Raw genomic sequence first — 25,634 nt, 5'->3', positions numbered from 1 at the left:
GCCCGAAGCCCGCGGCCTGCAACGGGGTCGGAACATCCGGGAGCAGGAAATCACTCGCCGTCAGCCCGTAGCAGGGTGGGGCCCGTAAAGACCGAAGCCGACCGCGACGCCGGTCCGCAAGCCGGAAGGTCATCCGGAAGCCGTGCGGCGCGAGAGCGATGTACCCGAAGCCGAGTGAAGCGAAGCCAGAAGGACGCGCCTGTTGCCTTGTATCAACAATCGATCAGCACCGAAGCCGCGGCTGCCGCACGATCGACTGGCAACCGAAGCCGACAACACCAACACACCCACCCACGTATAACGCCAGAATTAAGCCGACCCGCGAAGCGGGTTCGGCTTGAATGAATTGTTAGGTGCTGACTCGGGAATGTCCATCAGCTGCTCCAGGCTAGGTGACCGGCGACAAAAGTGGATAGAAGCAGCATCAGGCATAGCGTGCAAAGCCAGAAGCTAATGCACTGTGGGGCGGTCCGTAGCGCCTTGTTGGTGATCAGGGCATAACCTGCGGCCGGAACAACAACAAGCATGACAACGGAAGACAGGCCCATAAGAATGAGAAGCGGGCCTCTGAAGGGAGTACGGAAGTCGAGGGCGATCAAGCTTGCTAGCGAGATAAGCCAAGCTCCAGATAGAGTGAAGAGCAAAGGTGTTGGCATCCCGACCGCCGCACGCATCTCCATATCAGCACCTAACACCTGAATTAAGCCGACCCGCCATGGATCGGTACCGAAGCCGATAGTACCCAGAACGAACCGAAGCTAGCGAACCTGATGCGGGTTCGGCTTGAATGAATTGTTAGGCCCCACCTAGAGTTCTCTGTGTGCGGCCTAGCTGATTAATCTTAGAGTCGAAGGTGCTGAGCAAGCTTAAAAGAGTGCTTGCCTCATCTACGCCGTCAAGGTTGCGGTACGCAGCGCCCGCTACTTGGCTTGATGCGGGGAGATTGCCAGTCTCTACTGCTTCCCGTGCACTCGGCAGAAATACTTGCCCCAGCCATTGCTCAAACGATACTTGCCCATAACCGAAGGCTGAGGTTATGCCGGCAAGCCGAGCGCCGTCGCCTTGAAGGTAACCGAGCTGGCGTAACTCAGCCTCAATGGTGTCTAGCAATTTTATGAGCGAAGCATTTTCCATGTGGGGCCTAACGCTTGAATTAAGCCGCGCCGCGAGGCGGCGTCGGCTTGAATGAATTGTTAGGCCGCGGCTCCGGCGGCTCGCCGTCACCGAAATCGTTGTGCCAAGCGATAAATGGTGGAGCGCGGCCCTCTGACTGGAAATACTCTATAGCTCGCGTGACTGTTGCAACAGGGTAGGCCCAAGCGGCTGGGTAGCTGTCCAATTGCCCGTTGGACAGAAAGTAGTCAATGCATGCATCTGGAGGACCGTTGTAATCAGGGTTGCGCGAGCTAAAACCCGCATCCCCCTGCTCACGTAGATACATGAGCCAACCTACATCGTTGTTTATGAGGGCGCAGAGCGATTGCCCATGTGGGCCATCTACCCAAATCTCTTGACAGTCGCTCGGATCGGTCATGCGAGGCCTAACACCTGAATTAAGCCGACCCGCGAAGCGGGTTCGGCTTGAATGACTTGTTAGGCCCCGGTGCCGCACGGGCCCGGTGGGGATTGTGCTGCTACAGCCCTGGTCGACTCAAGGAAGTCGTGGATGGCAGCCGGATCGGTTGTTTGGCCGGGAGCAGTAAGGCCCGCGTAGCAGAACAGAAAGTCCGATACCGACGTGTCGCCGCGCGCGAGATATGCGCTGACGAAGTGCTCCATGACGCGGTGTGCATCTTGGACCGAGATCACTTGTCGTAATGAGTTCTCCAAATCGGGAAGATCTTTCATACGGGGCCTAACACCGGAATTAAGCCGACCCGCGAAGCGGGTTCGGCTTGAATGAATTGTTAGGGCCCATTAGCTGGTCCTCTATTGGCTAGAACCCATTCTTTAAACCGAGGGCCCTCGGAAGGAAGGGATTGGTAGGCGACGAGCATGTTGGCCAAGCCGCGTGCGATGTACTGAATGGCCTCATCCACTAGCTCGAAGTCTTCGTACTCGGCGTCCTGACCCAGCGACCAATGCTTTAGCCAGTTCTTTGCTTTGTTGAGATGCTGTTGCGACAGAACTTTGGGATCTACTCCGTGCGATGCGCCAAAGCTACGCACCAGATCTTGGAAAGCAGATTTGGTCCCTAGGCTGGCACCAAGTATCTCCTCCGCTGCGCCCGCAAGGGTGATCGCGGGGAGCGGAGCATCATGATCAATGAGTAGCCGTATAGCCCAGTCGAGCTGGTGCGAAGCGGCCTCCATCTTTCCGACTTTGTGAGGCATGGAATGGGCCCTAACACCTAGTAGACCCCATTCCGGGGTGATAACCCGGAGTATTCAGGCTCGCCTTGTGGGCGTCAATCGGGGTTTTCCTATGCTGGTTCAATCGCTTGCCCGATGGCTTGAGTGAGCTTCACATGCGAAGTTGCCCGCATTAGTCGCATGGAATGCGGGAGCTATGGAATATCAGCCGGGAGACGGGGCGGTATCGGGTTCGGGGGCGGTGGGGCGTGTGGGGTTGATGGAGGAAGTCACGCGCAGGTTGCGCGTGGGTCACTACAGCTTGCGTACCGAGCGGGCTTACCTGGGATGGATCCGGCGATTCATTCTGGCCAACGACAAGCGTCATCCGCGCGAGCTTGGGGTGGCGCAGGTCGAGGCGTTCCTGACGGAACTGGCGGTCGAAGGCAGGGTGGCGGCGAGTACGCAGAACCAGGCGCTTTCCGCGTTGCTGTTCCTGTATCGCGAGGTCCTGGGCCTGAAACTCGCGTGGATGGACGATGTGGTGCGTGCCAAGCGGCCGTTGCGTGTTCCCACGGTGCTGTCGCAGTCCGAGGTACGGGCCTTGCTGGCCCACATGGATGGGCGCATGGCGCTGCTTGCCCGGCTGCTGTATGGCAGCGGGATGCGGTTGATGGAAGGCGTTCGCGTGCGTGTGAAGGATGTCGACTTCGCCCGCAACGAGATCACGGTGCGCGAGGGCAAGGGTGGCAAGGACCGTCGGACGGTCCTGCCCGCATCGCTGGTGCCTGCGTTGCAGGCGGAGGTGGAGCGCGTGCACGTCCTGCACCAGCAGGATCTTGCGCAGGGTGCGGGAGAGGTCTGGTTGCCGCATGCGCTTTCGCGCAAGTACCCGGGTGCAGGGCGCGAACTCGGGTGGCAGTATGTGTTTCCTGCGCGGAACCTCAGTCTGGACCCGAGGGATGAGCGATGGCGACGGCACCACCTAGACGAGGCGATGCTGGCGCGGGCACTCAAGCGTGCACGGATCGCGGCGGGCATCACCAAGCCGGTCACCGCGCACACGCTGCGCCACTCGTTCGCCACCCATCTGATCGAGAGCGGCTACGACATCCGTACCGTGCAGGAGTTGCTCGGGCACAAGGATGTCGCAACCACGCAGATCTACACGCACGTCCTCAACCGGGGCGCAGGTGCGGTGCTCAGTCCGCTGGATCGCTGACGTGGAGCCGATGGGCATGCGGAAACTGCCGTTGCCGCCGTTCGGACTGGCCTGCACGGTGGCCTTGCTGCTCGGCATGGTCATCATGCTCTGGCGCCCTGCACTGCCGGGGATGGCGATCCTGTGGGGCGCTTTCGCGCTCGGGCTCGGCGGGTGGTTCTGGCCTTCCCGCTGGCGTTGGCTGGGTGCCACGCTGGCCGGCATCGGGTGGGCAGGGCTGCATGCGGCATGGAGCCTCGGTGCGCAGCTGCCGGTGGCATGGGAAGGGCGCGACGTACTGGTGAGCGGACAGGTGGTCGGCCTGCCGGACCCGCAAGCACGGCGAACCCGTTTCCTGCTGCGCATCGACGATACGGAACAGCAACCCGCGCCGCTGCGTGGAAGGCAGGTCAGGTTGGCGTGGTACGACGATTTCGGTGCGACGGAGCCGGGGCCGCGCATGCAATTGCGTGCCGGCGAGCGTTGGCAGTTCGAGGTTCGCGTGCGGGCGCCACGCGGACTGGCCAATCCCGGCGGCGTGGATGCCGAACGCCATGCCGCGGCTCAACGCATCAGCGCGATGGGCTATGTGCGCAATGCCACGCATGCGCGCCGGCTGTCGCCGGGACGGGGTATTGATGCGTGGCGCAGCGACATGGCCGACAGGATGGGACATGCGATGCCGGTTCCGTCGGCGCGCTTCGTACAGGCGCTGGCGCTGGGGGACACGCGGGGGCTGGACGATGCAGATTGGCAGGTGCTGCGTGCCACGGGACTGACCCATCTCATCGCGATCTCCGGATTCCATGTGGGGCTCGTGGCGGGATTCTGCGCCCTGGGCGGGGCGGGATTGTGGAGATTGTTTCCTGCGCTGTCGCGAAAGATTCCGCGTCCGCAGGCGGCAGGCGCATGGGCATTGGCCGGCGCGCTGGGATACGCCGCAGTCGCAGGCTTCGCATTGCCGACGGTACGCACGGTGCTGATGATCGCCGTGGTGGTGGTGGCGCGGTTGGCGCGACGCCATGTGCGTCTGGTCGACGCGTTGGCGCTGGCGATGCTGGCGGTACTGGTATTCGATCCCTTGTCGCTGCTGGCGGCGGGATTCTGGCTGAGCTTCGGTGGTGTGGCGTGGCTGGCGTGGTGTCTGCCGGTCTCGCAACACTGGGCGAGGGCGTTCCTGCCAGCCCAGGGGGTGGCTACGGTAGGCCTGCTGCCCTTTACCGTCGTGTTGTTCGGCCAGGCTTCATTCGCCGGTCCGCTGGCCAACCTGGTCGCGATTCCATGGTGGAGCCTGGTGGTGGTGCCGCTGTCCTTGCTCGGGACAGGGCTGGAAACGGCGCATGCGGGTGCGGGCGCGTGGGCATGGCGCGCCGCTGCGGCGTGCTTCGAGTGGAGCTGGGTGCTTTTCGACAGCATGTCGAAGCATCCCTACGCCCTGTGGTGGCTGCCGGAAAGTCGCGCCTGGGCGCTTTGGCTGGCATTGGGCGGAGGCTTCTGGCTGCTGTTGCCGCGTGGTGTACCGGGCAAATCGCTGGCGTTGCTGCTGTGGTTGCCACTGCTGTGGCCGGATCGCGAGTTGCCGCGTGAGGGCGAAGTCGAGCTGGTGGTCGTCGACGTGGGACAAGGACTGGCCGTGCTGGTGCGCACTGCACACCATGCTTTGCTGTTCGATGCAGGGCCCGCCGTCGAGGAAGGTTTCGATGCGGGCGAGCGGGCCGTCGTGCCGGCTCTCCGCGCGCTGGGGGTGTCGCGCCTGCACGCGATGGTGATCAGCCATGCCGACAACGATCATGCCGGCGGCGCCGATGCTGTCCGCGATGCCCTTCCGGTGCAGGCGGTGCTGGCGCCGCCAGGCAGCCCGCTGGATGCGCGGGCGCCCTGCGTGGCGGGTGCGTCATGGACGTGGGACGGTGTGCGTTTCAGCTTCCTGCATCCGGGCCTGTACTTTCCGTACCTGGGCAACGAGGCGAGCTGCGTGCTGAAGGTGGACACGCCGCATGGGGGCGTCCTGCTGCCGGGGGACATTGGCGCCATCGTCGAGCGTGGACTGGTGCACCGCGATGCCGCCTCGCTCAGGTCGGAGGTCGTCGTGCTGCCGCATCACGGCAGTGCCGGGTCATCCGATCCGGCGTTCGTGGCCGCCACCTCGCCCCGGCTTGTCGTGAATTCGAGCGGGGCAGACAACCGCTTCGGGCATCCGCGGGCCAAGGTGGTGGCCAGATGGCGGGCACGGGGAGGGGAGTTGCTGGACACGCAGTCCGGTGGCGCGTTGCGCGTATGGCTGGGTCGCGACGGGCTGCACGCGCGTGAACGGCGTCACGACCGGCCACGCTGGTGGGATGCGGTGCGGCGCCAGCGGGCCGGTGGGCTATCCTATCGGCTGGAAGAAGGACGGCCCGATGTGCCGGAGGACTGAACGTGCTGGAACTGGTGAAGGCCGGCGGTTGGCCGATGATCCCGCTGCTGCTGCTCGGCATACTGGCCCTGGCCATCGTGGTGGAACGCTTCTGGTCGCTGCGTCGAAAGGAAATCCTGCCGCCCGGCCTGGGTGAGGAAGTCCGTGCCTGGGCCGGCCGCGGGCAACTGGAGGCGGCGCACATCGATTCGCTGCGCCGCAACTCGCCCCTGGGTGAAGTGCTGGCGGCTGCGCTGGACGTGCGCAACAAGCCGCGTGAGCAGATCCGCGAGCGCATCGAGGACACCGGCCGGCATGTCGTCCACCGGATGGAAAAGTTCCTCAACGCCCTCGGCAGCATCGCCTCCGCCGGTCCGCTGCTGGGCCTGCTGGGCACCGTGGTGGGCATGATCCAGATGTTCCTCGGCATCCAGGGCAGCGGTGTCGGCGATGTCAATGCGCTGGCGGGCGGTATCGGCAAGGCACTGGTGTGCGCGGCGGCGGGCATGATCGTGGCCATCCCGGCGCTGCTGTTCCACCGCTATTTCCGCGGCAAGGTCACCGGCTACGTGATGGAGATGGAGAAGGAAGCCACGGCGCTGGTCGATGCGCTGGAAGCCCGCCATCCCCGCCCGGTGCCGCGCCCGTCCGGCGTGGTCGCGCCGGCGCCCGCCAGCGCCTGAGGCCGGCGCATGCGCATCCGCGACGACCGCGCGCAGGAAGAGCCCGAGATCAACCTCGTACCGTTGATCGACGTGATCCTGGTGCTGATCATCTTCTTCGTCATCACCACCACCTTCGATGCACGTTCAATGCTGCAACTCCAGCTGCCGAGCGCCCATGGCGAGCCGGTGGCGGCGCAGGTCAAGGCGCTGAGCGTGCTCATCAATGCCGACGGGCGCTATTTCGTGGACGAGCATGAAGTCCTCCGCCCCGACATCGATGCCCTGAAGCAGACGCTGCAGCAGGTGGCGGGCAATGACCGTGGCCGCCCCGTGCTGTTGCGCGCCGATGCGCGCACGCCGCACCAGGCGGTGGTGACGGCGCTGGACGCGCTGGGCCAGTTGGGTTTCCGGAAAATCAACATCGCCACCGCGCCGGAGGCGAAGAAGTGAGCCGCGACGGCTCTGCCTGGCAGGTCTACAAGCGGCTGATGGGCTTTGCCAGGCCGTACCGCGGGCTGCTCGCGCTGGCCGCTGTCGGCATGCTGATCGAGGCGGCGGCAGGCGGCGCGTTCAGCAAGCTGATGGAACCGGTGGTCAACGAGACCTTCATCGATCGCGACAAGGCCAAGAGCCTGCTGTTGCCGCTGGCCATCGTGGGTCTGTTCGTCATCCGCGGCATCGCCGGTTATGTCACCGACATGGGCATGGGCAAGGCGGCGCGCAGCATCGCGCGCGATGTGCGCGTGAACGTGCTGGGCAAGTACCTGCGGTTGCCGGGCCTGCGCTTCGATACCGAACCCGTGCCGGCCATGCTGGTCCGCCTGGGATCCGATGCCGACCAGATGGCGCAGGCCGCCGTCGATGCGATGAAGGTCATGCTGCAGCAGGTGCTGCAGATCATCGCCGCGCTGGTGGTGATGTTCTGGACCAGTTGGCAGGTCACGCTGGCGATCCTGATCATGGCCCCGCCGCTGGCGTGGATCATGGACAAGGTGGCCAAGCGTTACCGGCGCATCAGCCATCGCATCCAGGAAAGCGGCGCCGAGATGATGCAGGCCGCGGACCAGACGCTGTCCAACCAGCAGGAAGTCAAGGTGTACGGCGCGCAGGGCAGCGAGCTGGCGCGCTATGAAGGTCTGGCGAACGCGAACCTGAAGCTGGCGATGAAGGTCGAAGCCACCCGCAGCGTTTCCTCCGCGATGGTGCAGCTGATGGGCGCGATCGGCCTGGCGCTGCTGCTGTTCTTCGCCGGCCGCGAAGCGATGGCGGGCCGGCTGACGGCGGGCGGTTTCGTCACGCTGATGATCTCGATGATGGCGATCATCCCGGCACTCAAGCAACTGACCAACGTGCAGAACATGCTGCAGCGGGGCGTCGCTTCGGCACAGCGCCTGTTCTCCGTGCTCGACGCGGAAGACGAGCGCGATACGGGCAGCCGCGCGCTCGAGCGCGCGAAGGGACTGCTCGAATTCCGCGACATCACCACGCGTTATCCCGGCCAGAGCCGGCCGGCGCTGGAGGGCATCAGTTTCACCGCGCGCCCGGGCACCGTCACCGCTATCGTCGGGCGTTCCGGCAGCGGCAAGTCGACGCTGATCAAGCTGATCCCGCGCTTCTACGAGGCAGAATCCGGCCAGATCCTGCTCGATGGCCATCCGTTGCAGGATTACCGGCTGGCGGACCTGCGCCGGCAGATCGCGCTGGTGGGGCAGCAGGTGATGCTGTTCGACGGTACCGTGGCCGCGAACGTGGCCTATGGCGAACTGCAGGGAGCCGAGGCCACGGCGATGGAAGAGGCCGTCCGTGGCGCCAACGCGATGGAATTCGTGCAGGAAATGCCCGAGCGCATGCAGGCGCCGATCGGCAACAAGGGGGGGCGCCTGTCCGGTGGTCAGCGCCAACGCCTGGCGATCGCGCGCGCGATGTTGAAGGACGCGCCGATCCTGATCCTCGACGAGGCCACCGCCGCGCTCGACAATGAATCCGAGCGGCTGGTGCAGAACGCCCTGCAGAAGTTGATGCCGGACCGCACCACGCTGGTCATCGCGCATCGCCTGTCGACCATCGAGCACGCCGACCAGGTGCTCGTGCTGGACCAGGGCCGCCTGGTCGAGCAGGGCACGCACGCCGAACTGCTGGCACGAGGCGGCCTTTACGCGCACCTGCACCAGATGCAGTTCCGCGAGGGTGAGGCGGGGTGAGCCAGCGCGCGATGCCGCAACCGCCGGACTACTGGTTTGGCGACGGGCGGGTGCCCCTGTGGGCCCGCGCACTCGCGGGTGTATACGGCGTGCTGGTCGCCCTGCGCAGCAGGCTGTACCGGGCCGGGCTGCTGCGCCAGCAACGGGTGGGCGTGCCGGTCATCGTGGTGGGCAACATCACGGCCGGCGGCACCGGCAAGACGCCGCTGACCATCGCGCTGATGGAGCGATTGCGCGCAGCGGGTTTCAGGCCGGGCGTGGCAAGCCGCGGTTACGGTCGCCGAGACGAGGCGCAGGCGCGCTGGGTGGATGCGGCGACCCCGCCGGAAGAGGGGGGTGATGAGCCCGTCCTCATCGCGCGACATACCGGCACGCGGGTGCGTGTGGACCGTGATCGTGTCGCAGCGACCAAGGCCCTGGTGGCCGCCGGGTGTGACGTGGTGATCTGCGACGACGGACTGCAGCACTACCGCCTGCAGCGCGACGTGGAGATCGAGGTGATCGATGGCGCGCGCCGCTACGGCAATGGACGGCTCATGCCCGCCGGCCCGCTGCGCGAGCCCGTGGCGCGCGCGGCGGCGTGCGGGTTCCGGGTGGTGAACCTGCCGTCGTCCGATGACACGGCCGCCTTCGGTGAATGGCCGATGCAGTTGCAGGCCGATGACGCGCTGCCGTTGCAGGGTGGCCGGCCGAAGCCGCTGGCGGGCTTTGCCGGCCAGCGCGTGCATGCCGTGGCGGGCATCGGCAATCCGGCCCGTTTCTTCGCCATGTTGAGGCGGCAGGGGCTGGGCGTGGTGCCGCATGCGTTCGCGGACCACCATGCGTACCGTGCGGAAGATTTCGCGTTCGGCAGCGAACTGCCGGTGCTCATGACAGAAAAGGATGCCGTGAAGTGCGCCGCGTTCGCCAACAGCTGGTTCTACAGCGTGCCGGTGGCGGCGAAGCTGCCGGAGGCGTTCTGGATCGCATTGCTGGACCGGTTGGGCCGCGCGCGCCCGCCGGCAGCGGATGCGACGTAGACAGCTCCCTTCATCCCTGACCCGATCCGGACCCCGATGACCGATTTCATCGTCGCCATTCCCGCCCGCTATGCCGCGTCGCGGCTGCCCGGCAAACCGCTGCGCCTCCTCGGCGGCACGCCACTGGTCGTCCATGTGGCGCGCCGCGCGCTGGCCGCCGGTGCGCGGGAAGTCTGGGTTGCCACGGACGATGCCCGCATCCGCGACGCATTGCAGGCCACCGAGGTGCGCGTGGCGATGACATCCGAACGGCATGCCTCGGGCAGCGACCGCCTCGCGGAGTGTGCCGACATCGCCGGCTGGGCCGACGATGCGCTGGTGGTGAATCTGCAGGGCGACGAACCGTTCGCGCCGCCCGCCGGCATCCGGGCGGTTGCCGACACACTGGCGTACACCGGCGCGGAGATGGCGACGCTGGCAGTACCCATCGACGATGCTGCCACGCTGTTCGATCCGAATGCGGTCAAGCTGGTGCGTGCCGCCAATGGCGATGCGCTGTATTTCAGCCGCGCTCCGATCCCCTGGCACCGCGATGCCTTCGCGCAGTCGCGCGACGCGCTTCCTGCCGGTCAGTGGCTGCGCCACATCGGCATCTACGCCTATCGCGCCGGCTTCCTGCGCCGGTTTTCGCAGATGCCGCCCGGCCGGCTTGAACAGGTCGAGTCGCTGGAGCAGTTGCGGGCCCTCGAAGGCGGGCACCGGATCGCCGTGGCGCTGACGCCCGAGCCGTTTCCGCCCGGCGTGGACACCCCCGAAGACCTTGCCCGCGCGGAGTCCATCCTGCGGGGCGTGGACCAGTGAAGCTGCTGGTCGTCTGCCTGGGCAACATCTGCCGCTCTCCGATGGCTGAAGGCGCGTTGCGCGCCCGATTGGAGGCATCTCCGCTGGCCGGTCGGGTAGAGGTGGACTCGGCCGGCACCGGTGGCTGGCATGCCGGTGAATCGCCGGATCGCCGCGCCATCGCCTGCGCTCGCGGCCACGGCGTCGATATCGCCAAGCAGCGCGCGCGCCAGCTGTCCGCGCGCGATTTCGATACCTTCGACTGGCTGCTCTGCGCCGACCGCGCGAACCTGCGCGACGTGATGCAGCTCGCGCCTGCGACCCGGCGCGACCGGGTGGCACTGCTGCTGGAATGGGCCGGCATGCAGGCCGGGAGCGAAGTGCCTGACCCCTATACGGGCGGGCCGGAGGACTTCCAGCGGGTCTGGCGACTGGTCGATTCCGCCGCACAGGCGGTCGTGGCCCGGCTCTCCCCAGAATGAGACTTGGGCATAATCAGGGACGATGACCGACATGACCTTGGCTCCCGAACTGCCTCGCGCCCTGCAGTGGCTCAATGCGCCGGCGACCACGCTGCATGAGCAGCGGGGGCGCATCGTCGCGCTGGCGTTCGTCAACAGCGCCTCGGCCTGGTGCGCGCAGCGGCTCAACGACCTGGCTGTGCTGCAGGCGCGTCACCTGGGCCGGCTGCAGGCGTTGGCCATCCATGTGCCGCGCTTCGACAGCGAGCGCGACCCGCACAGCGCCCTGAAGCGCCTGCGGCGGCACGGCAACGGATTGCCGCTGGCGCACGACGCGGACTGGGTGGCGTGGCAGCGCTTCGGGGTGGAATCGTGGCCGACGGTACTGCTGATCGATGGCGAGGGCCAGGTCCAGCACCGGATCGTCGGAGCGGATGGGCTGGCCGACCTGGAGCGGCACATCGCGCGCCTGTGCGACGGACTGCATGTGCCGCCGGACGATGATCTGCGGAGTTTCCGGGAAGCCCAACCGGAACCCCGGATGCCGTTGTGCTTCCCCACCGGACTGGTGGCCACGCCCGACCGCCTGTTCGTCGCCGACAGCGGCCACCACCGCGTGCTTGAGTGCAATCACCTGGGGCGGGTGATCCGGCAGTTCGGCATGGGCACGCCCGACCTCGCCGATGGCGAGCTCAACCACGCCGCGTTCCGCCGACCGCAGGGGCTGGCACTGGTGCGCGAATCGCTGTACGTGGCGGACACAGGAAACCATGCCCTGCGGCGCATCAACCTGCCCACCAGCACCGTGGACACCCTCTGCGGCAACGGCCGCGCCGGCGAACCGGTCGAGGGCGTGGTCGCCGCGCCCCGCAACGTGGCGCTCAACCAGCCGCAGGCGCTGGTGGTGAACAACAACCAGATCTTCCTCGCAATGGCGGGCGACAACCGGGTGTGGAGCTACGACCTGGGCACGCGCGAGATCCGCGCGCGCGCAGGCTCCGGGCAACTCGATGTCCGCGATGGCAGCGGGCCGATGGCGGCCTTCGCGCAGCCGGCGAGTCTGGCGGCCGTGCTGCAGACGCTCTATGTCTGCGATGCGGTCGGCTCGGCGGTACGTTCCATGCAGTTGCGTGGCGATACGGTGCAGACGCTGATCGGGCAGGGCGCATGGACGTTCGGTGCAGAGGACGGCCCGCGCGACCGCGCGCGCCTCCAGCATCCGCAGGCCATCGCACTGAGTCCCGATGCCCCCGTCATGTGGATTGCCGACAGTGGCAACGGCAGCCTGCGCACGCTCCGCCTGGGGGGCGGCGAACTGACCACGGTGGCGCTGCCCCGCGCCCTGCAAGGCCCGGCCGGCCTCTCCGTTGCCGCTGGTGCAGTGTGGATCGCCGAGACGGATGCACACGCGGTGCTGCGCTACGATATCGCCACCGGCGAATTGAGCCACGTTCCGATCGACGAATGAGCGGCAGTCCCCAGGCGGAATTCGACGGCAAGGCGTTCGCCGCCGGCTTGAGCACGGCGCCCGGCGTGTACCGCATGTACGCCGCAGACGATGCCCTGCTGTACGTCGGCAAGGCCGGTGCACTGCGCAAGCGTGTCGCCAGCTACTTCAACAGCTCGCCCAAGTCGCCGCGCATCCTGTCCATGCTGACGCAGGTGGTGCGGATGGACGTGACCGTCACCCGCACCGAAGCCGAAGCGCTGCTGCTGGAGAACCAGCTGATCAAGTCGCTGACGCCGCGCTACAACGTGCTGCTGCGCGACGACAAGAGTTATCCCTATGTGCTGCTCACGCGCGAGGAATGGCCGCGTATCGCATTCCATCGTGGCGCCCGCGCGGTGCCGGGGCGCTATTTCGGCCCGTATCCCAGCGTGGTCGCGGTTCGCGAAACGCTGAACCTGATGCAGAAGCTGTTCCGCATCCGCAACTGCGAGGACAGCGTGTTCCGCAACCGCTCCCGCCCGTGCCTGCAGTACCAGATCGGCCGCTGCAGCGGGCCGTGCGTGGGGCTGGTGGAAGTGGCGGACTACGCGGAATCGGTACGCCGCGCGACGCTGTTCCTGGACGGACGCAGCGACGAACTCACGCGCGAACTCGGCACGGCGATGGAACAGGCCAGCGCGGAGCTCGAGTTCGAGAAGGCGGCCCGCCTGCGCGACCTGGTGGCATCGATCCGCACACTGCAGGCGCGCCAGTACGTGGATGGGCATGCCGCCGACCTGGACGTGCTCGCCTGCGCCATGCAGGGCAGCCACGCTTGCGTGCTGCTGCTGGCCTTCCGTGACGGCCGCAACCTGGGCACGCGTACGTTCTTCCCGAGAACCAATGGCGAGGACAGCGCGGAGGAGGTGCTGGGTGCTTTCGTATCGCAGTACTACGCCGAGCAACCCGCGCCGCAGGAGATCGTCCTTGACCGCGAGATTCCGGAGGCGGAACTGATCGAGCATGCGCTGGCTTCGGCAGCAGGCCGCAAGGTCCAGTTGAAGTGGAATGTCCGCAGCGAACGCGCCGGCTACCTGGACCTCGCGAAGCGCAACGCCGAAATCGCCCTGGTGACCGAACTGGGCAGTCGCAACGCACAGACCGCGCGCAGCGAAGCGTTGAAGGAACTGCTCGCGCTGCCCGACGTGGCCAAGCGCATCGAATGCTTCGACATCAGCCACACGATGGGCGAGGCCACGGTGGCTTCGTGCGTGGTTTTCGATGCCAACGGTGCGGTGCGCTCCCAGTATCGGCGCTACAACATCACCGGCATCACGCCGGGGGATGATTTCGCCGCCATGCACCAGGCCATCGAGCGCCGTTTCCGGCGTGCGGTGGAGGAGGGTGGGGTACTGCCCGATGTCCTGCTGATCGACGGCGGTGCGGGCCAGCTGGCCCAGGCCCAGGCTGCGCTCGCCGACCTTGGCGTGGACGGCGTGGCCCTGGTCGGCGTGGCCAAGGGCGTCGAGCGTCGGGCCGGCCACGAGACGCTGGTGCTGCCTGACGGACGGGAAATACGGCCCGGCGCCGCGTCGCCGGCATTGCAACTGATCCAGCAGGTGCGCGATGAAGCGCACCGTTTCGCGATCACCGGTCATCGCGGCAAGCGCCAGAAGGCGCGCATGACCAGCAAGCTGGAAGACATTCCCGGCATCGGCCCACGGCGTCGCGCCAGCCTGCTCAAGCATTTCGGAGGATTGGCGGGTCTCAAGGCCGCTGGCGCCGACGAAATCGCGCGCGTGGAAGGTGTGAATGCCGCACTGGCCGAGCGAATCTACGCTAACCTGCACGGGCTGCCGATGCCCGAGGCCGGAACCGAGTAAGCCTGCGATGAAGTTGACCGTCCCCACCTGGCTCACGCTGCTCAGGATCGTGCTGATCCCGGTGCTGGTGCTGGTGTTCTACCTGCCGTATTCGTGGACCAATTTCGCGGCTGCGTTCATCTTCGTGCTGGCGGCGGTCACCGACTGGCTGGATGGCTGGATCGCACGTCGCTACCACCTGTACTCCGCTTTCGGCGCGTTCCTCGATCCGGTGGCCGACAAGCTGATGGTGGCGGTGTCGCTGTTCCTGATCGTGCAGGACAATCCGACCATGTGGATGGCCATTTGGGCTGCGGTCATCGTCGGTCGCGAGATCGCGGTTTCCGCGTTGCGTGAATGGATGGCCGAACTGGGCCAGCGCGCGACGGTCAAGGTGGCTGCGCTCGGCAAGATCAAGACCATCGTGCAGATGGTGGCGCTGTCCTGTCTGCTGTATGCGTCCACCCCTGGCAAACAGGTGCTGGGCGATATCTGGATGGGACGCTGGGTGTTCCTGCTCGGCGACTGGCTGCTCGCCATCGCGGCCCTGCTGACACTCTGGTCGGGCATCCAGTACCTGCTCGCGGCATGGCCGATCCTGCGCAACGGCGAGGAAAAGAGTGTTGACATGCCAAAACAAGACGCTACAATTTCGTCCTTCTCGACGCGGGAATAGCTCAGTTGGTAGAGCACGACCTTGCCAAGGTCGGGGTCGAGGGTTCGAGTCCCTTTTCCCGCTCCAGATTTCGTCCTGAGAAGGATGGTTCCCAAAGCCCCGTTCGCGGGGCTTTGTGTTGCAGGACGCTTGAAAAGGCGTCGTGATTGCGCCAGTCTGGCGTGGTCGCCACCGGCCTGGTGGCAGAGTGGTTATGCAGCGGACTGCAAATCCGCGTACGCCGGTTCAATTCCGACCCAGGCCTCCAGATCCGGGGATCGCAACGATCTCCAATGCGGGAATAGCTCAGTTGGTAGAGCACGACCTTGCCAAGGTCGGGGTCGAGGGTTCGAGTCCCTTTTCCCGCTCCATATGCGCTCCTCCGGGAGCACGGAAGAAGCCCCGCATGCGGGGCTTCTTCTTTTCCGTCCGCGCAGCGAGCGGCCTGCGCCAGCGCTTTCCAACGCGGCGCGACTGAGGCAGGCTATCCGCATGCCCGGATGGCGAAACTGGTAGACGCATCGGACTTAAAATCCGCCGGCCGCGAGGCCATGCCGGTTCGATTCCGGCTCCGGGCACCACCGCGGCGTTGTCGCCTCAGCGCTGTCGCTTCTTCTCTTCCTCGCGCACCTTGCGGCGCACGAACAGCGCCACGAAGGCGCCGATCCCCACCATGACGATGCTGCCGCCGATGGCCAGCCAGCCGACCGGCTCCATCAGGATCTCGCGCAGGATCGGATGCATGTCGTGTTCTCCCCGGTTGTGGTGGCGCCAACGTCGCACCGTGCGCGTCGCCGGGCATTGATCCGGATCAACCCCGCGCGCCAGCTGCGGCATGCGGTCGCAGGGCATGGCATAGAATCGTGGCTGGCCCACGGGAGACTGCCGGATGCAGCGTTACCTCGCCTACGTCACCAGCATCGTGCTGGCGGTCGCCTCTCTTGTACTGGCCCTGGCATGGCCGGCCGCGTGGTGGGGCGTCGCGGTGTTCGGTGGATTTGCGCTGCTGGGGACATGGGACGTGCTGCAGACCCGCAGCACCCTGCGGCGCAACTACCCGGTGCTGGCGCATTTCCGCTATGGACTGGAGTCCGTCGGTCCCGAGATCCGCCAGTACTTCATCGAGGGCGACACGGCGGAAGTGCCGTTCTCGCGGCAACAGCGCGCGCTGGTCTACCAGCGCGCGAAAGGCGTCAGCGACGTGGTGCCGTTCGGCAGTCAGCAGGACGTCTACGGCGTGGACTATGAATGGATCAACCATTCGATGGCGCCAGCGCACGTGGATTCCCACGACTTCCGCGTGGTGATAGGCGCCAGTACCGCGCAGCCGTACTCGGCCAGCGTGTTCAATATCTCGGCGATGAGCTTCGGTTCGTTGTCGGCCAACGCGGTGCGCGCGCTGAACGAGGGCGCGCGGCGCGGCAACTTCTACCACGACACCGGCGAAGGCTCGATCTCGTCCTACCACCGCGAGAAGGGCGGGGACCTGGTGTGGGAAATCGGCTCGGGCTACTTCGGCTGCCGCGATGAGCAGGGACGATTCGACGAACAGCGCTTCATCGAGAATGCGCAGTCGGCGCAGGTGAAGATGATCGAGGTGAAGCTCTCGCAGGGTGCCAAGCCCGGTCATGGCGGCGTGCTGCCGGCCGCCAAGGTCAGCGCGGAGATTTCTGCCACGCGCGGCGTGCCGATGGGGCATGACTGCGTCTCGCCGGCGAAGCATTCCGCGTTCTCCACGCCGGTCGAACTGCTGCAGTTCGTCGCCAGGTTGCGGGAGCTGTCGGGCGGCAAGCCGACGGGCTTCAAGCTGGCGATCGGGCATCCGTGGGAATGGTTCGGCATCGCCAAGGCGATGCACGAGACCGGCCTGCTGCCGGACTTCATCGTGGTGGACGGCGCGGAGGGCGGCACCGGCGCGGCGCCCGCAGAGTTCATCGACCACGTGGGCGTCCCGATGCACGAGGCGTTGCTGCTGGTCCACAACACGCTGGTCGGCCTGAACCTGCGCGACCGCATCCGGGTCGGCGCGGCCGGCAGGATCATCAGTGGCTTCGATATCGCCCGGACCATGGCGATGGGCGCCGACTGGTGCAATGCCGCCCGCGGTTTCATGTTCGCCCTGGGCTGCATCCAGTCGCAGAGCTGCCACAACGACCGGTGTCCGACCGGTGTGGCCACCCAGGATCCGAAGCGCTGGAAGCACCTGGACGTGCCGGACAAGTCGGTGCGCGTGCAGCAGTTCCACGACAACACGCTCAAGGCGCTGCGCGACATGCTGTGCGCGGCAGGGCTGGAGCACCCCCAGCAACTCGGGCCGGAGCACATCCTGCGGCGGGTGTCGCCGATCGAAGTGCGGTCGCTGGCGGCGCTGTACCGCTTCCTCGAGCCGGGTGAGCTGCTGGATCGCGTGCCGACGCATGCGGTGTTCCGCGATTTCTGGCCGGAGGCGCGCAGCGACGCCTTCGCGCCGCCCAGGCGGGTCAGCGCGCTGTGCGATACCAAGGATCGCTGAGGGCGGGCGCGTTGACCGGCCCCCCGGTCCGCGCTTATCATTCGCGCCCCGATGATTTCGGGCGGTTAGCTCAGCGGTAGAGCACTGCTTTCACACGGCAGGGGTCACAAGTTCGAAACTTGTACCGCCCACCAGCACCAACGAAAAAGCCCGGCCTTGGCCGGGCTTTTCCGTTTCCGGTCCGCCGCGGTCCGCACGGTCGTCGCGCCGATGTTCCCGCACGCTGCCCGGCGCCGTCATAAGTGCTTGTTTCTCTGAGTGAAACGGCCCGCTGGATGGGGTGTCTGTGATACACTCCGCAGGCTGCAGAACCTGCCGGAATCCCCGCCCGATCCTGCCCCGCCGTACTTGTCCCGGCCGGGAGGGTGTTGGCCCGGATTCGGGCCCGAGACAACCAAAGAAACACGGAACCCGAATGGCCGATACCGCCAAGGAAATCATCCCCGTCAACCTCGAAGACGAGATGCGCCGCAGCTACCTGGATTACGCGATGAGCGTGATCGTGGGGCGCGCGCTCCCGGATGTCCGCGATGGCCTGAAGCCCGTCCACCGGCGTGTCCTGTTCGCGATGAACGAACTGGGCAACCACGCCAACAAGCCGCACGTGAAGTCCGCCCGCATCGTCGGCGACGTGATCGGCAAGTACCACCCGCACGGCGACCAGTCGGTCTACGACACGCTGGTGCGCATGGCGCAGCCGTTCTCGCTGCGCTACATGCTGGTCGACGGGCAGGGCAACTTCGGTTCGGTCGACGGCGACTCCGCCGCGGCCATGCGTTACACCGAAGCCCGCATGGCAAAGCTCACCCATGAGCTGCTGGCCGACATCGACAAGGAAACCGTCGATTTCCAGCCCAACTACGACGAGAAGGAGCAGGAGCCGACGGTCCTGCCGACGCGCTTCCCGAACCTGCTGGTCAACGGTTCGGCCGGCATCGCGGTGGGCATGGCCACCAACATCCCGCCGCACAATCTGTCTGAAGTCGTCAATGGCCTGATCGCGCTGATCGACAATCCGGAGCTGGATGTCGACGGTCTGATGCAGTACATCCCCGGCCCGGATTTCCCCACCGGCGGCATCATCAACGGTACGGCCGGCATCATCGCCGGCTACCGCACCGGTCGTGGTCGCGTGCGCATGCGCGCCAAGGCCGACATCGAGGTCAACGACGACAACGGCCGCGAGTCGATCATCGTCACCGAGATCCCGTACCAGGTGAACAAGGCGCGGCTGATCGAGAAGATCGCCGAGCTGGTGAAGGAAAAGAAGCTCGAAGGCATCAGCGAACTGCGCGACGAGTCCGACAAGGACGGCATGCGCATCTACATCGAGGTCAAGCGCGGCGAATCGGCCGAAGTCGTCCTCAACAACCTGTACCTGCAGACGCCGATGGAGTCGGTGTTCGGCATCAACATGGTTGCCCTGGTCGACGGCCGTCCGCAGCTGCTCAACCTGAAGCAGATGCTGGAAGCCTTCGTGCGCCACCGTCGCGAAGTGGTGACCCGCCGGACCATCTTCGAACTGCGCAAGGCGCGCAACCGCGCGCATATCCTGGAAGGCCTGACGGTCGCGCTCGCCAACATCGACGAGATGATCGAGCTGATCAAGACGTCGGCCAATCCGCAGGAAGCGCGCGAGCGCATGCTGGCCAAGACTTGGGAGCCGGGCCTGGTCGGCGCGCTGCTGGCGGCCACCGGCGCCGAGGCCTCGCGTCCGGAAGACCTGCCGGCGGCGATCGGCTTTGTCGACGGCCGCTACCAGCTCAGCGAGGCCCAGGCCACGCAGATCCTGGAAATGCGCCTGCACCGCCTGACCGGACTGGAACAGGAAAAACTGACCGAGGAATACCGGCAGTTGCTGGAAGTCATCGCCGGCCTGATCCGCATCCTGGAGAACCCGGACGTGCTGCTGCAGGTGATCCGCGACGAACTGCTGAACGTCAAGGCCGAATTCGGCGACGAGCGCCGCAGCGAGATCCGCCACAGCGAAGAGGACCTCGACATCCTCGACCTGATCGCGCCGGAAGACATGGTGGTCACGCTGTCGCACGCCGGTTACGCCAAGCGCCAGCCCGCCAGCGCCTATCGCGCGCAGAAGCGCGGCGGCCGTGGCCGCAGTGCGGCGGCGACCAAGGAAGAGGATTTCATCGACCAGCTGTGGCTGGTCAACACGCACGACACGTTGCTGACCTTCACTAGCAGCGGCAAGGTGTTCTGGCTGCCGGTGTACCAGTTGCCGGAGGCAGGCTCCAATGCGCGCGGTCGCCCGATTATCAACTGGATTCCCCTGGAACCCGGCGAGAAAGTCCAGGCGGTGGTGCCGGTGCGCGCCTATGAAGAAGGCCGTTACGTCTTCTTCGCCACCAGGAACGGCACGGTCAAGAAGACCCCGTTGACGGAATTCGCCTTCAAGCTGGCACGCGGCAAGATCGCGATCAACCTCGACGAAGGCGATGCGCTGGTCGGCGTGGCCCTGACCGACGGCGAGCGCGACGTGATGCTGTTCGCGTCCAACGGCCGTGCGGTGCGCTTCTCCGAGTCGCTGGTCCGCGCGATGGGCCGCACCGCCACCGGCGTACGCGGCATGCGCCTGGTTGCGGGCGCGGATGCGGAAGTCGAGGGCGACCACGACGAAGGCGAGGCCGCCGACGCCGATGGCGTGCCGTCGTTGTCCGAAGCGGGCTCCGAGGTCGTGAGCCTGGTGGTGGTGGATGGCGAGGGCGACATCCTGACCGCCAGCGAACGCGGCTACGGCAAGCGTACGCCCGTGGCCGACTACCCGCGCAAGGGGCGCGGCACCCGCGGCGTGATCGCGCTGAAGACGACCGAACGCAACGGCCGTCTGGTCGGTGCCATCCAGTTGTCCGATCACCACGAGGTCCTGCTGATCTCGGATGGCGGCACGCTGGTGCGGACCCGTGCGGCGGAGATCTCGCAGGTCGGCCGCAACACCCAGGGCGTCACCTTGATCCGCCTGTCCGATGGCGAGACGTTGCAGGCGGTGGAACGCCTGGATGCTTCGCTGGACGAAGAGGACGGCATCGAGGGCGTTGCCGGCATCGTGGCCGCGACACCCGAGGCCACCGACACGCCACCCGAAGCCTGACCATCGATTCACATGAAAGTGTGCGGGGATGACCCCGCCACTTTCATCCCTGCGTTCTATACTGCCGATACGACCACGGCAGGGAACGGCACATGGGATCGGTACGTCGGAACACGAAGAACGCGCGCAACCGCTGGATGCGCGCGTTTTTTATTGGATTGCTCGCGGCGGCGGCACTCGCCGGCTGCAAGCGCAACGAGTCCGGGCAGTTGCCCGAAGCCAGCGGCGAGCCGATCAAGGCGCAGGCCGCGAAGGTGGAAGGCTTCGCTCTGGTCGGTGCCTATCCCGATCAGCACGACGGCGACCTGGCCATCGCGCTGGAGTTCAGTCGGCCGTTGGTCAGCTCGCAGGATTTCGATGCGTTGCTGGTGGTGAAGGACGCCAACGGGGCGGCGGTGAAAGGCAGCTGGGTGCTGGACGACAAGGGCCTGATCCTGCGTTTCCCCTCGGTGGAGGCGGCCAAGGACTACGAAGTCACGCTGAAGGCCGGCCTTTCGGCTGCGGATGGCACGCGACTCGGCAAGGACGACACGCGCAAGGTGCATACCGGCGAACTCGACCCGGCCGTGGGCTTCGCCTCGCAGGGCAGCGTGTTGCCGGCGCGCGAGAGCCGCGGCTTGCCGGTGGTGTCGATCAACGTGCCGGAAGTGGACGTGGAGTTCCTCCGGGTCAGCGAGAAGCAACTGCCCAAGTTCTTCGCCGAGTACCAGCGCGGCGGTCGCCGTGGCAGCTGGGACCTGGACAGCGACTACGGCGACAACACGCCGCTGGGCAAGCTGGCCGAACCGGTCTATCTCAACCGCTTCGTGCTGGGCGGCAAACCCAACGAACGCGTGCTGACCTACCTGCCGATCCAGGACATCCGCGAGTTGCAGGATCCGGGTCTCTATTTCGCGGTGATGAAGCGCACCGGCAAGTTCGCCGGCGAATTCGAGACCGCGTTCTTCACGGTCAGCGACATCGGCCTGCACACGCGCGCCTACAAGGACAAGCTGTTCGTCCATACGGCATCCCTGCAGGACGGCACCGCCACTGGCAGTGTCGAACTGAAAGTGCTGGATGCCCGCGGTGAGAACATCCTGGCCGGCAAGACCGACGGCAACGGCAATGCGCTGCTGAACTACACACTGGACGCCGCGCACGTGCTGGTCGCCACGCGCGGCAAGGACGTGTCGATGCTGCCGTTCAACCAGCCGGCGCTCGACCTGTCCGAATTCACCGTTGCCGGTCGCGAGCAGGCGTGGTTCGACGTGTTCGCGTGGTCCGGTCGCGACCTGTACCGCCCGGGCGAGACCGTGCGCATCTCCGCGCTGCTGCGCGACAACGACGGCAAGCCGGTACCGGCACCGAAGCAGGGTGGCGGCCAACCGGTCTTCCTGCGCCTGAAGCAGCCGGATGGCAAGGTGTTCCGCGAGACGCGCCTGCAGCCGGGTGCGCAGGGGTATTTCAGCTTCGAGCAGGCGATTCCGGTGGAAGCGCCGACCGGTCGCTGGCAGGTGGAGTTCCGCACCGATCCGGCCAGCAAGGAAGCGGTGCAGGGCATGACGCTGCGCATCGAGGAGTTCCTGCCCGAGCGGATGAAGCTGGACCTCGACGCAGCGCAGCCCGTGCTGAAGCCGGGCCAACCGTTGAAGCTCAAGGCGACGGCAGCCTACCTGTATGGTGCGCCGGCCAGTGGCAATCGGTTCACCGCCAAGCTGGCGGTAGCGGTGGAGCAGCATCCGCTGGAACAGCTGCCGGGCTACTTCTTCGGCGACCCGACGATGGAACTGCCGAAGGACGCCAAGGACGTCATCGACACCGCGCTGCCCGAGAACGGCGTGCTGCAGCAAGACATCGCGCTGCCCGCCGAGGCCAAGCCGCGCAGCACCATCGCCGCCATCGTGTCCGGGAGCGTTTACGAGACCGGCGGCCGCACGGTGAACCGCACGCTCAAGCGCGTGCTGTGGCCGGCGGATGCGCTGGTGGGCATCCGACCGTTGTTCGACGACAAGGACGGTGCCGACGCGAATGCGAACGCCGGCTTCGAGGTGGTCCGCGTGGATGCCGCTGGCAAGCCGCAGCCGGGCAAGGGGCTGAAGGCCACCCTGGTGCGTGAGTTGCGCGACTACCACTGGAACTACGATGAGGACGGTGGTTGGGACTACGACTTCACCCGCCGTTTCGAGAACAAGGACACCCGCACGCTGGATGTCGGCGCGGGCGCATCGAAGATCGACTTCCCGGTGGAATGGGGCGAGTACCGGCTGGACGTGTTCGATCCTGCCACCGGCCTGACGACGCGCTATCCGTTCCGTGCCGGCTGGAGCTGGGACGACCAGAACCGCGGCCTGGATGCGCGCCCCGACAAGGTCAAGCTGGCGCTGGACAAGACCGGCTACAAGGTCGGCGACACGTTGCAGGTCACCGTCACCCCGCCGCACGCAGGCAAGGGCCTGCTGATGGTCGAGAGCGACCGCATGCTGTACGTGCAGGCGATCGACGCCAAGCCGGGCAGCACGTTCTCGATCCCGGTGACCAAGGACTGGGAGCGGCATGACGTGTACGTCACTGCGCTGGTCTTCCGCGGCGGTTCGGCACCCAGCAAGATCACCCCGGCGCGTGCGGTCGGCGTGGTGCACGTGCCGATGGATCGTCGCGACCGCCGCGTCGCCGTCGGGTTGTCGGTACCGAAGCAGATGCGTCCCGAGCAGAACCTGCCGGTGACGGTCAGCGTGCCCGAGCTTGCCGGACAACTGGCGCACGTCACCGTGTCCGCGGTGGACGTCGGCATCCTCAACATCACGCGCTTCCCGGTCCCGGATGCGAACGCGCAGTTCTTCGCGCAGCGTCGTTTCGGCGTGGACGCCTACGATATCTACGGACGCGTGATCGAGAGCTTCGAGGGCGGCAGCGCGAAGATGCGCTTCGGCGGCGACATGGCGCTGTCGGCCTTGCCGCAGGCGAAGCGGCCGACCTCGCGCGTGCAGACCGTGGACCTGTTCTCCGGCCCGGTGAAGCTGGACGCCAAGGGCAATGCGCGCGTCGCGCTGAAGGTGCCGGACTTCAACGGCACGTTGCGCGTCTCGGCGCTGGTCTACTCGGACACGCGCTACGGCAATCGCGATCGCGAAACCGTGGTGCGTGCGCCGATCGTGGCCGAAGCCAGCCTGCCGCGCGTGCTGGCGCCGGGCGACAGGAGCACGGTGACGCTGGACGTGCAGAACTTCACCGGCAAGGCCGGCGCCTTCAAGGTGCTGGTGAATGGCGAAGGTCCGCTGGATATCGGCGAGGGCAGCCGCACTGCCGACCTGTCCATGGACGCCAAGCGCACGCTGACGTTCCCGATCACGGCGGGCGAGGGTTACACCACGGCGCAGGTGCGCGTGCGCGTGGAGGGCAATGGCTTCAAGGTTGACCGTCGTTACGACGTGCCGGTGCGCGCGGGCTGGCCGGCAGTACTGCGCTCGCGTACGCAGGTCATGGACAGCCTGGCGCCGGTGGAGATGGGTGCGGGCTTCGCGGATGGACTGATGCCCGGCTCGGTCACCGCGCGCATGACGGTCAGTGCGCTGCCGCCGATCCCGTTCGCAAGTGCCCTGAAGGGCGCGCTGGAGTACCCGTATGGCTGTGCCGAGCAGACCACCAGCAAGGGCTACGCTGCGCTGGAACTGGACGATGCCACGGCGAAGATGCTGGGCATCGACGGTCTGGACGCCAAGAAGCGCGGCGAGCGCATGGAGGGCGCGTTCGGTCGCCTGGCGTCGATGCAGGTGTCCAACGGCCACTTCTCGATGTGGGGCGACGACGATTACGTCAATCCGGGCCTGACGCCTTACATCGCCGAGTTCCTTCTGGATGCGCGTGAAGGGGGCTTTGCCGTGCCGGACGCGGTGCTGCAGAAGGCACTGACGCGCCTCAACGAAGATCTGCTGGCCGGTGGCGCGCAGTTCTACGGCTACGATCGGCGCGACCACCTCAAGTTCGCCAACCAGGCCTACGCCGGCTACGTGCTCGCGCGCGTCAACCGGGCGCCGCTGGGTACGCTGCGTGCGTTGTACGACAACGAGCGCGGCAAGAGCCTGACCGGCCTGCCGCTGGTGCACCTGGGCATCGCGTTGTCGCTGCAGGGCGACAAGAACCGTGGCGCGAAGGCGATCACCGAAGGCTTCGCCAGGACGGGCGACCGCCCGGAATACCTGGGCGACTACGGGACGAAACTGCGCGACGACGCCTTGATGATCGCGCTGGTGCACGAACGCAAGCTGGCCAAGCCGGAGTTCGACCGTCGCGCCATCTCGTTGGGACGCGAACTGGATGCACGCCGCAACAGTGGCTGGCTGTGGCTGAGCACGCAGGAGCAGGTAGCCTTGGCGCGCTTGGGTAAGGCGCTGATGGTCGACCAGAAGAAGCTGGTGTCCGGCCAATGGAGTATCGGTGGCGATGCGGAGGCTGTCGCGCCGGTCCGGCTGTTCGGCCGCAGCGTCGACCACGCCGCGCTGGCCCGTGGCCTGCGCTTCGTGCCCGAGGGTTCGCCGCCGCTGTACGCATCGCTCGACGTGGCCGGCATCCCGCGCAGCGCGCCGGCGCCGGACAACCGGCAGATCGGCATCGAGCGTCGCTACTACACGACGGATGGCAAAGAGTGGAAAGGCGGCACGCTGAAGGAAGGCGAGGCGCTGATCGTGCGCGTCGGCATCACCGCCAACGTCGCCATGCCGGATGCATTGTTCACCGACCTGCTGCCGGCGGGGCTGGAAATCGAGAACTTCAACCTGGGCGATGCCAAGCAGTGGGCTGAGGTGGTGGTGGATGGCATCTCGATCAGCGACCGTGGTGGCGCGGCGGACGTCAAGCACGAGGAGTTCCGCGACGACCGCTATGTGGCGGCACTGAAACTGGATCGCGGCGACACCGCCAAGGTGTTCTACCTAGTGCGCGCGGTGACCCCGGGCACGTACACCGTGCCGCCCTCGCTGGTGGAGGACATGTACCGTCCGGACATCCGCGGTGTCGGCAAGGCGTCGCCAGCGACGATCACGGTGGTGCAGCCGTAGCGCGTGCTTCTTCCGTCACCC

General features: G+C 66.4%; 16 protein-coding genes and 5 tRNA genes. 19 read left to right on the top strand and 2 right to left on the bottom strand.

What is annotated here, in order from left to right:
* Positions 1–1,907: 1,907 nt before the first annotated feature.
* Positions 1,908–2,312: a hypothetical protein gene (locus tag OY559_RS11985; RefSeq protein ID WP_277726476.1), complete on the bottom strand. Its 405-nt coding sequence runs from the start codon at positions 2,310–2,312 to the stop codon at positions 1,908–1,910.
* 259 nt (positions 2,313–2,571) lie between these two features.
* Between OY559_RS11985 and OY559_RS11980 the strand changes: the two genes are divergently transcribed.
* The 15 genes from OY559_RS11980 to OY559_RS11910 all read left to right on the top strand — a co-directional run bounded on the left by OY559_RS11980 (position 2,572) and on the right by OY559_RS11910 (position 15,540).
* Positions 2,572–3,513, top strand: a complete 942-nt coding sequence (locus tag OY559_RS11980; RefSeq protein WP_277726475.1) for an integron integrase — start codon at positions 2,572–2,574, stop codon at positions 3,511–3,513.
* Between the two features lie 16 nt (positions 3,514–3,529).
* Positions 3,530–5,908, top strand: a complete 2,379-nt coding sequence (locus tag OY559_RS11975) for a DNA internalization-related competence protein ComEC/Rec2 (protein WP_277726474.1) — start codon at positions 3,530–3,532, stop codon at positions 5,906–5,908.
* A 2-nt stretch (positions 5,909–5,910) separates the two neighbouring features.
* The gene (locus tag OY559_RS11970; protein ID WP_277726473.1) at positions 5,911–6,570 is read left to right on the top strand and encodes a MotA/TolQ/ExbB proton channel family protein; all 660 of its coding nucleotides are present in this window, start codon (positions 5,911–5,913) and stop codon (positions 6,568–6,570) included.
* A 9-nt stretch (positions 6,571–6,579) separates the two neighbouring features.
* Positions 6,580–7,002 (top strand): ExbD/TolR family protein, encoded by a 423-nt coding sequence (locus tag OY559_RS11965; protein ID WP_277726472.1) that lies wholly within the window; start codon positions 6,580–6,582, stop codon positions 7,000–7,002.
* A 38-nt stretch (positions 7,003–7,040) separates the two neighbouring features.
* Positions 7,041–8,753 carry a lipid A export permease/ATP-binding protein MsbA gene (gene msbA / locus OY559_RS11960; protein ID WP_277729996.1) on the top strand — a complete coding sequence of 571 codons (1,713 nt, stop codon included), beginning with the start codon at positions 7,041–7,043 and terminating at the stop codon, positions 8,751–8,753.
* Positions 8,750–9,772, top strand: coding sequence for a tetraacyldisaccharide 4'-kinase (lpxK, locus tag OY559_RS11955; RefSeq protein ID WP_277726471.1), 1,023 nt, complete (start codon positions 8,750–8,752; stop codon positions 9,770–9,772). Before msbA ends, lpxK begins: the two co-directional genes overlap by 4 nt.
* 36 nt (positions 9,773–9,808) lie before the next feature.
* Complete coding sequence (gene kdsB / locus OY559_RS11950) at positions 9,809–10,573, top strand: 3-deoxy-manno-octulosonate cytidylyltransferase (protein ID WP_277726470.1); 765 nt, start codon at positions 9,809–9,811, stop codon at positions 10,571–10,573.
* Positions 10,570–11,034, top strand: a complete 465-nt coding sequence (locus OY559_RS11945; protein WP_277726469.1) for a low molecular weight protein-tyrosine-phosphatase — start codon at positions 10,570–10,572, stop codon at positions 11,032–11,034. The genes kdsB and OY559_RS11945 overlap by 4 nt, the downstream gene beginning before the upstream one ends.
* A gap of 31 nt (positions 11,035–11,065) precedes the next feature.
* On the top strand, positions 11,066–12,481 hold the full coding sequence (locus OY559_RS11940) for a hypothetical protein (protein ID WP_277729995.1): 1,416 nt from the start codon (positions 11,066–11,068) through the stop codon (positions 12,479–12,481).
* On the top strand, positions 12,478–14,325 hold the full coding sequence (uvrC, locus tag OY559_RS11935; protein WP_277726468.1) for an excinuclease ABC subunit UvrC: 1,848 nt from the start codon (positions 12,478–12,480) through the stop codon (positions 14,323–14,325). Before OY559_RS11940 ends, uvrC begins: the two co-directional genes overlap by 4 nt.
* A 7-nt stretch (positions 14,326–14,332) precedes the next feature.
* Complete coding sequence (gene pgsA / locus OY559_RS11930) at positions 14,333–14,980, top strand: CDP-diacylglycerol--glycerol-3-phosphate 3-phosphatidyltransferase (protein ID WP_142125023.1); 648 nt, start codon at positions 14,333–14,335, stop codon at positions 14,978–14,980.
* A tRNA-Gly gene (locus tag OY559_RS11925) sits at positions 14,971–15,046 on the top strand. Before pgsA ends, OY559_RS11925 begins: the two co-directional genes overlap by 10 nt.
* Positions 15,047–15,153: 107 nt before the next feature.
* A tRNA-Cys gene (locus OY559_RS11920) sits at positions 15,154–15,227 on the top strand.
* 27 nt (positions 15,228–15,254) lie between these two features.
* Positions 15,255–15,330 (top strand) — tRNA-Gly (locus OY559_RS11915).
* Between the two features lie 123 nt (positions 15,331–15,453).
* Positions 15,454–15,540: transfer RNA gene (locus OY559_RS11910), tRNA-Leu, on the top strand.
* Between the two features lie 16 nt (positions 15,541–15,556).
* Here OY559_RS11910 and OY559_RS11905 read toward each other — a convergent pair.
* Positions 15,557–15,703: a DUF3149 domain-containing protein gene (locus OY559_RS11905; protein WP_185742092.1), complete on the bottom strand. Its 147-nt coding sequence runs from the start codon at positions 15,701–15,703 to the stop codon at positions 15,557–15,559.
* 145 nt (positions 15,704–15,848) lie between these two features.
* Here OY559_RS11905 and OY559_RS11900 point away from each other — a divergent pair, with 145 nt between their 5' ends.
* From OY559_RS11900 to OY559_RS11885, 4 genes are all read left to right on the top strand, one after another.
* Positions 15,849–17,471, top strand: coding sequence for an FMN-binding glutamate synthase family protein (locus OY559_RS11900; RefSeq protein ID WP_277726467.1), 1,623 nt, complete (start codon positions 15,849–15,851; stop codon positions 17,469–17,471).
* A gap of 59 nt (positions 17,472–17,530) precedes the next feature.
* Positions 17,531–17,605: transfer RNA gene (locus OY559_RS11895), tRNA-Val, on the top strand.
* A 281-nt stretch (positions 17,606–17,886) separates the two neighbouring features.
* Positions 17,887–20,577 (top strand): DNA gyrase subunit A, encoded by a 2,691-nt coding sequence (gyrA, locus tag OY559_RS11890; RefSeq protein WP_277726466.1) that lies wholly within the window; start codon positions 17,887–17,889, stop codon positions 20,575–20,577.
* Positions 20,578–20,714: 137 nt separating this feature from the next.
* Positions 20,715–25,613 carry an alpha-2-macroglobulin family protein gene (locus tag OY559_RS11885; RefSeq protein WP_277729994.1) on the top strand — a complete coding sequence of 1,633 codons (4,899 nt, stop codon included), beginning with the start codon at positions 20,715–20,717 and terminating at the stop codon, positions 25,611–25,613.
* Positions 25,614–25,634: the final 21 nt, after the last annotated feature.

Source organism: Pseudoxanthomonas sp. SE1, assembly GCF_029542205.1.
Classification (GTDB): Bacteria; Pseudomonadota; Gammaproteobacteria; order Xanthomonadales; family Xanthomonadaceae; genus Pseudoxanthomonas_A.
The sequence above is the reverse complement of the archived record's forward strand: the minus strand, read 5'-3'. Positions and strand labels throughout refer to the sequence as shown.

What these genes read in the sequence shown, in the direction of transcription:
- OY559_RS11965 (WP_277726472.1), top strand. Translation starts at nt 6,580, where the DNA reads ATGCGCATCCGCGACGACCGCGCGCAGGAAGAGCCCGAGATCAACCTC.
- OY559_RS11940 (WP_277729995.1), top strand. Translation starts at nt 11,066, where the DNA reads ATGACCTTGGCTCCCGAACTGCCTCGCGCCCTGCAGTGGCTCAATGCG.
- gyrA (WP_277726466.1), top strand. Translation starts at nt 17,887, where the DNA reads ATGGCCGATACCGCCAAGGAAATCATCCCCGTCAACCTCGAAGACGAG.
- OY559_RS11980 (WP_277726475.1), top strand. Translation starts at nt 2,572, where the DNA reads ATGGAGGAAGTCACGCGCAGGTTGCGCGTGGGTCACTACAGCTTGCGT.
- OY559_RS11905 (WP_185742092.1), bottom strand. Translation starts at nt 15,703, where the DNA reads ATGCATCCGATCCTGCGCGAGATCCTGATGGAGCCGGTCGGCTGGCTG.
- kdsB (WP_277726470.1), top strand. Translation starts at nt 9,809, where the DNA reads ATGACCGATTTCATCGTCGCCATTCCCGCCCGCTATGCCGCGTCGCGG.
- pgsA (WP_142125023.1), top strand. Translation starts at nt 14,333, where the DNA reads ATGAAGTTGACCGTCCCCACCTGGCTCACGCTGCTCAGGATCGTGCTG.
- OY559_RS11975 (WP_277726474.1), top strand. Translation starts at nt 3,530, where the DNA reads ATGCGGAAACTGCCGTTGCCGCCGTTCGGACTGGCCTGCACGGTGGCC.
- OY559_RS11985 (WP_277726476.1), bottom strand. Translation starts at nt 2,312, where the DNA reads ATGGAGGCCGCTTCGCACCAGCTCGACTGGGCTATACGGCTACTCATT.
- msbA (WP_277729996.1), top strand. Translation starts at nt 7,041, where the DNA reads ATGGGCTTTGCCAGGCCGTACCGCGGGCTGCTCGCGCTGGCCGCTGTC.
- OY559_RS11900 (WP_277726467.1), top strand. Translation starts at nt 15,849, where the DNA reads ATGCAGCGTTACCTCGCCTACGTCACCAGCATCGTGCTGGCGGTCGCC.
- uvrC (WP_277726468.1), top strand. Translation starts at nt 12,478, where the DNA reads ATGAGCGGCAGTCCCCAGGCGGAATTCGACGGCAAGGCGTTCGCCGCC.
- OY559_RS11885 (WP_277729994.1), top strand. Translation starts at nt 20,715, where the DNA reads ATGCGCGCGTTTTTTATTGGATTGCTCGCGGCGGCGGCACTCGCCGGC.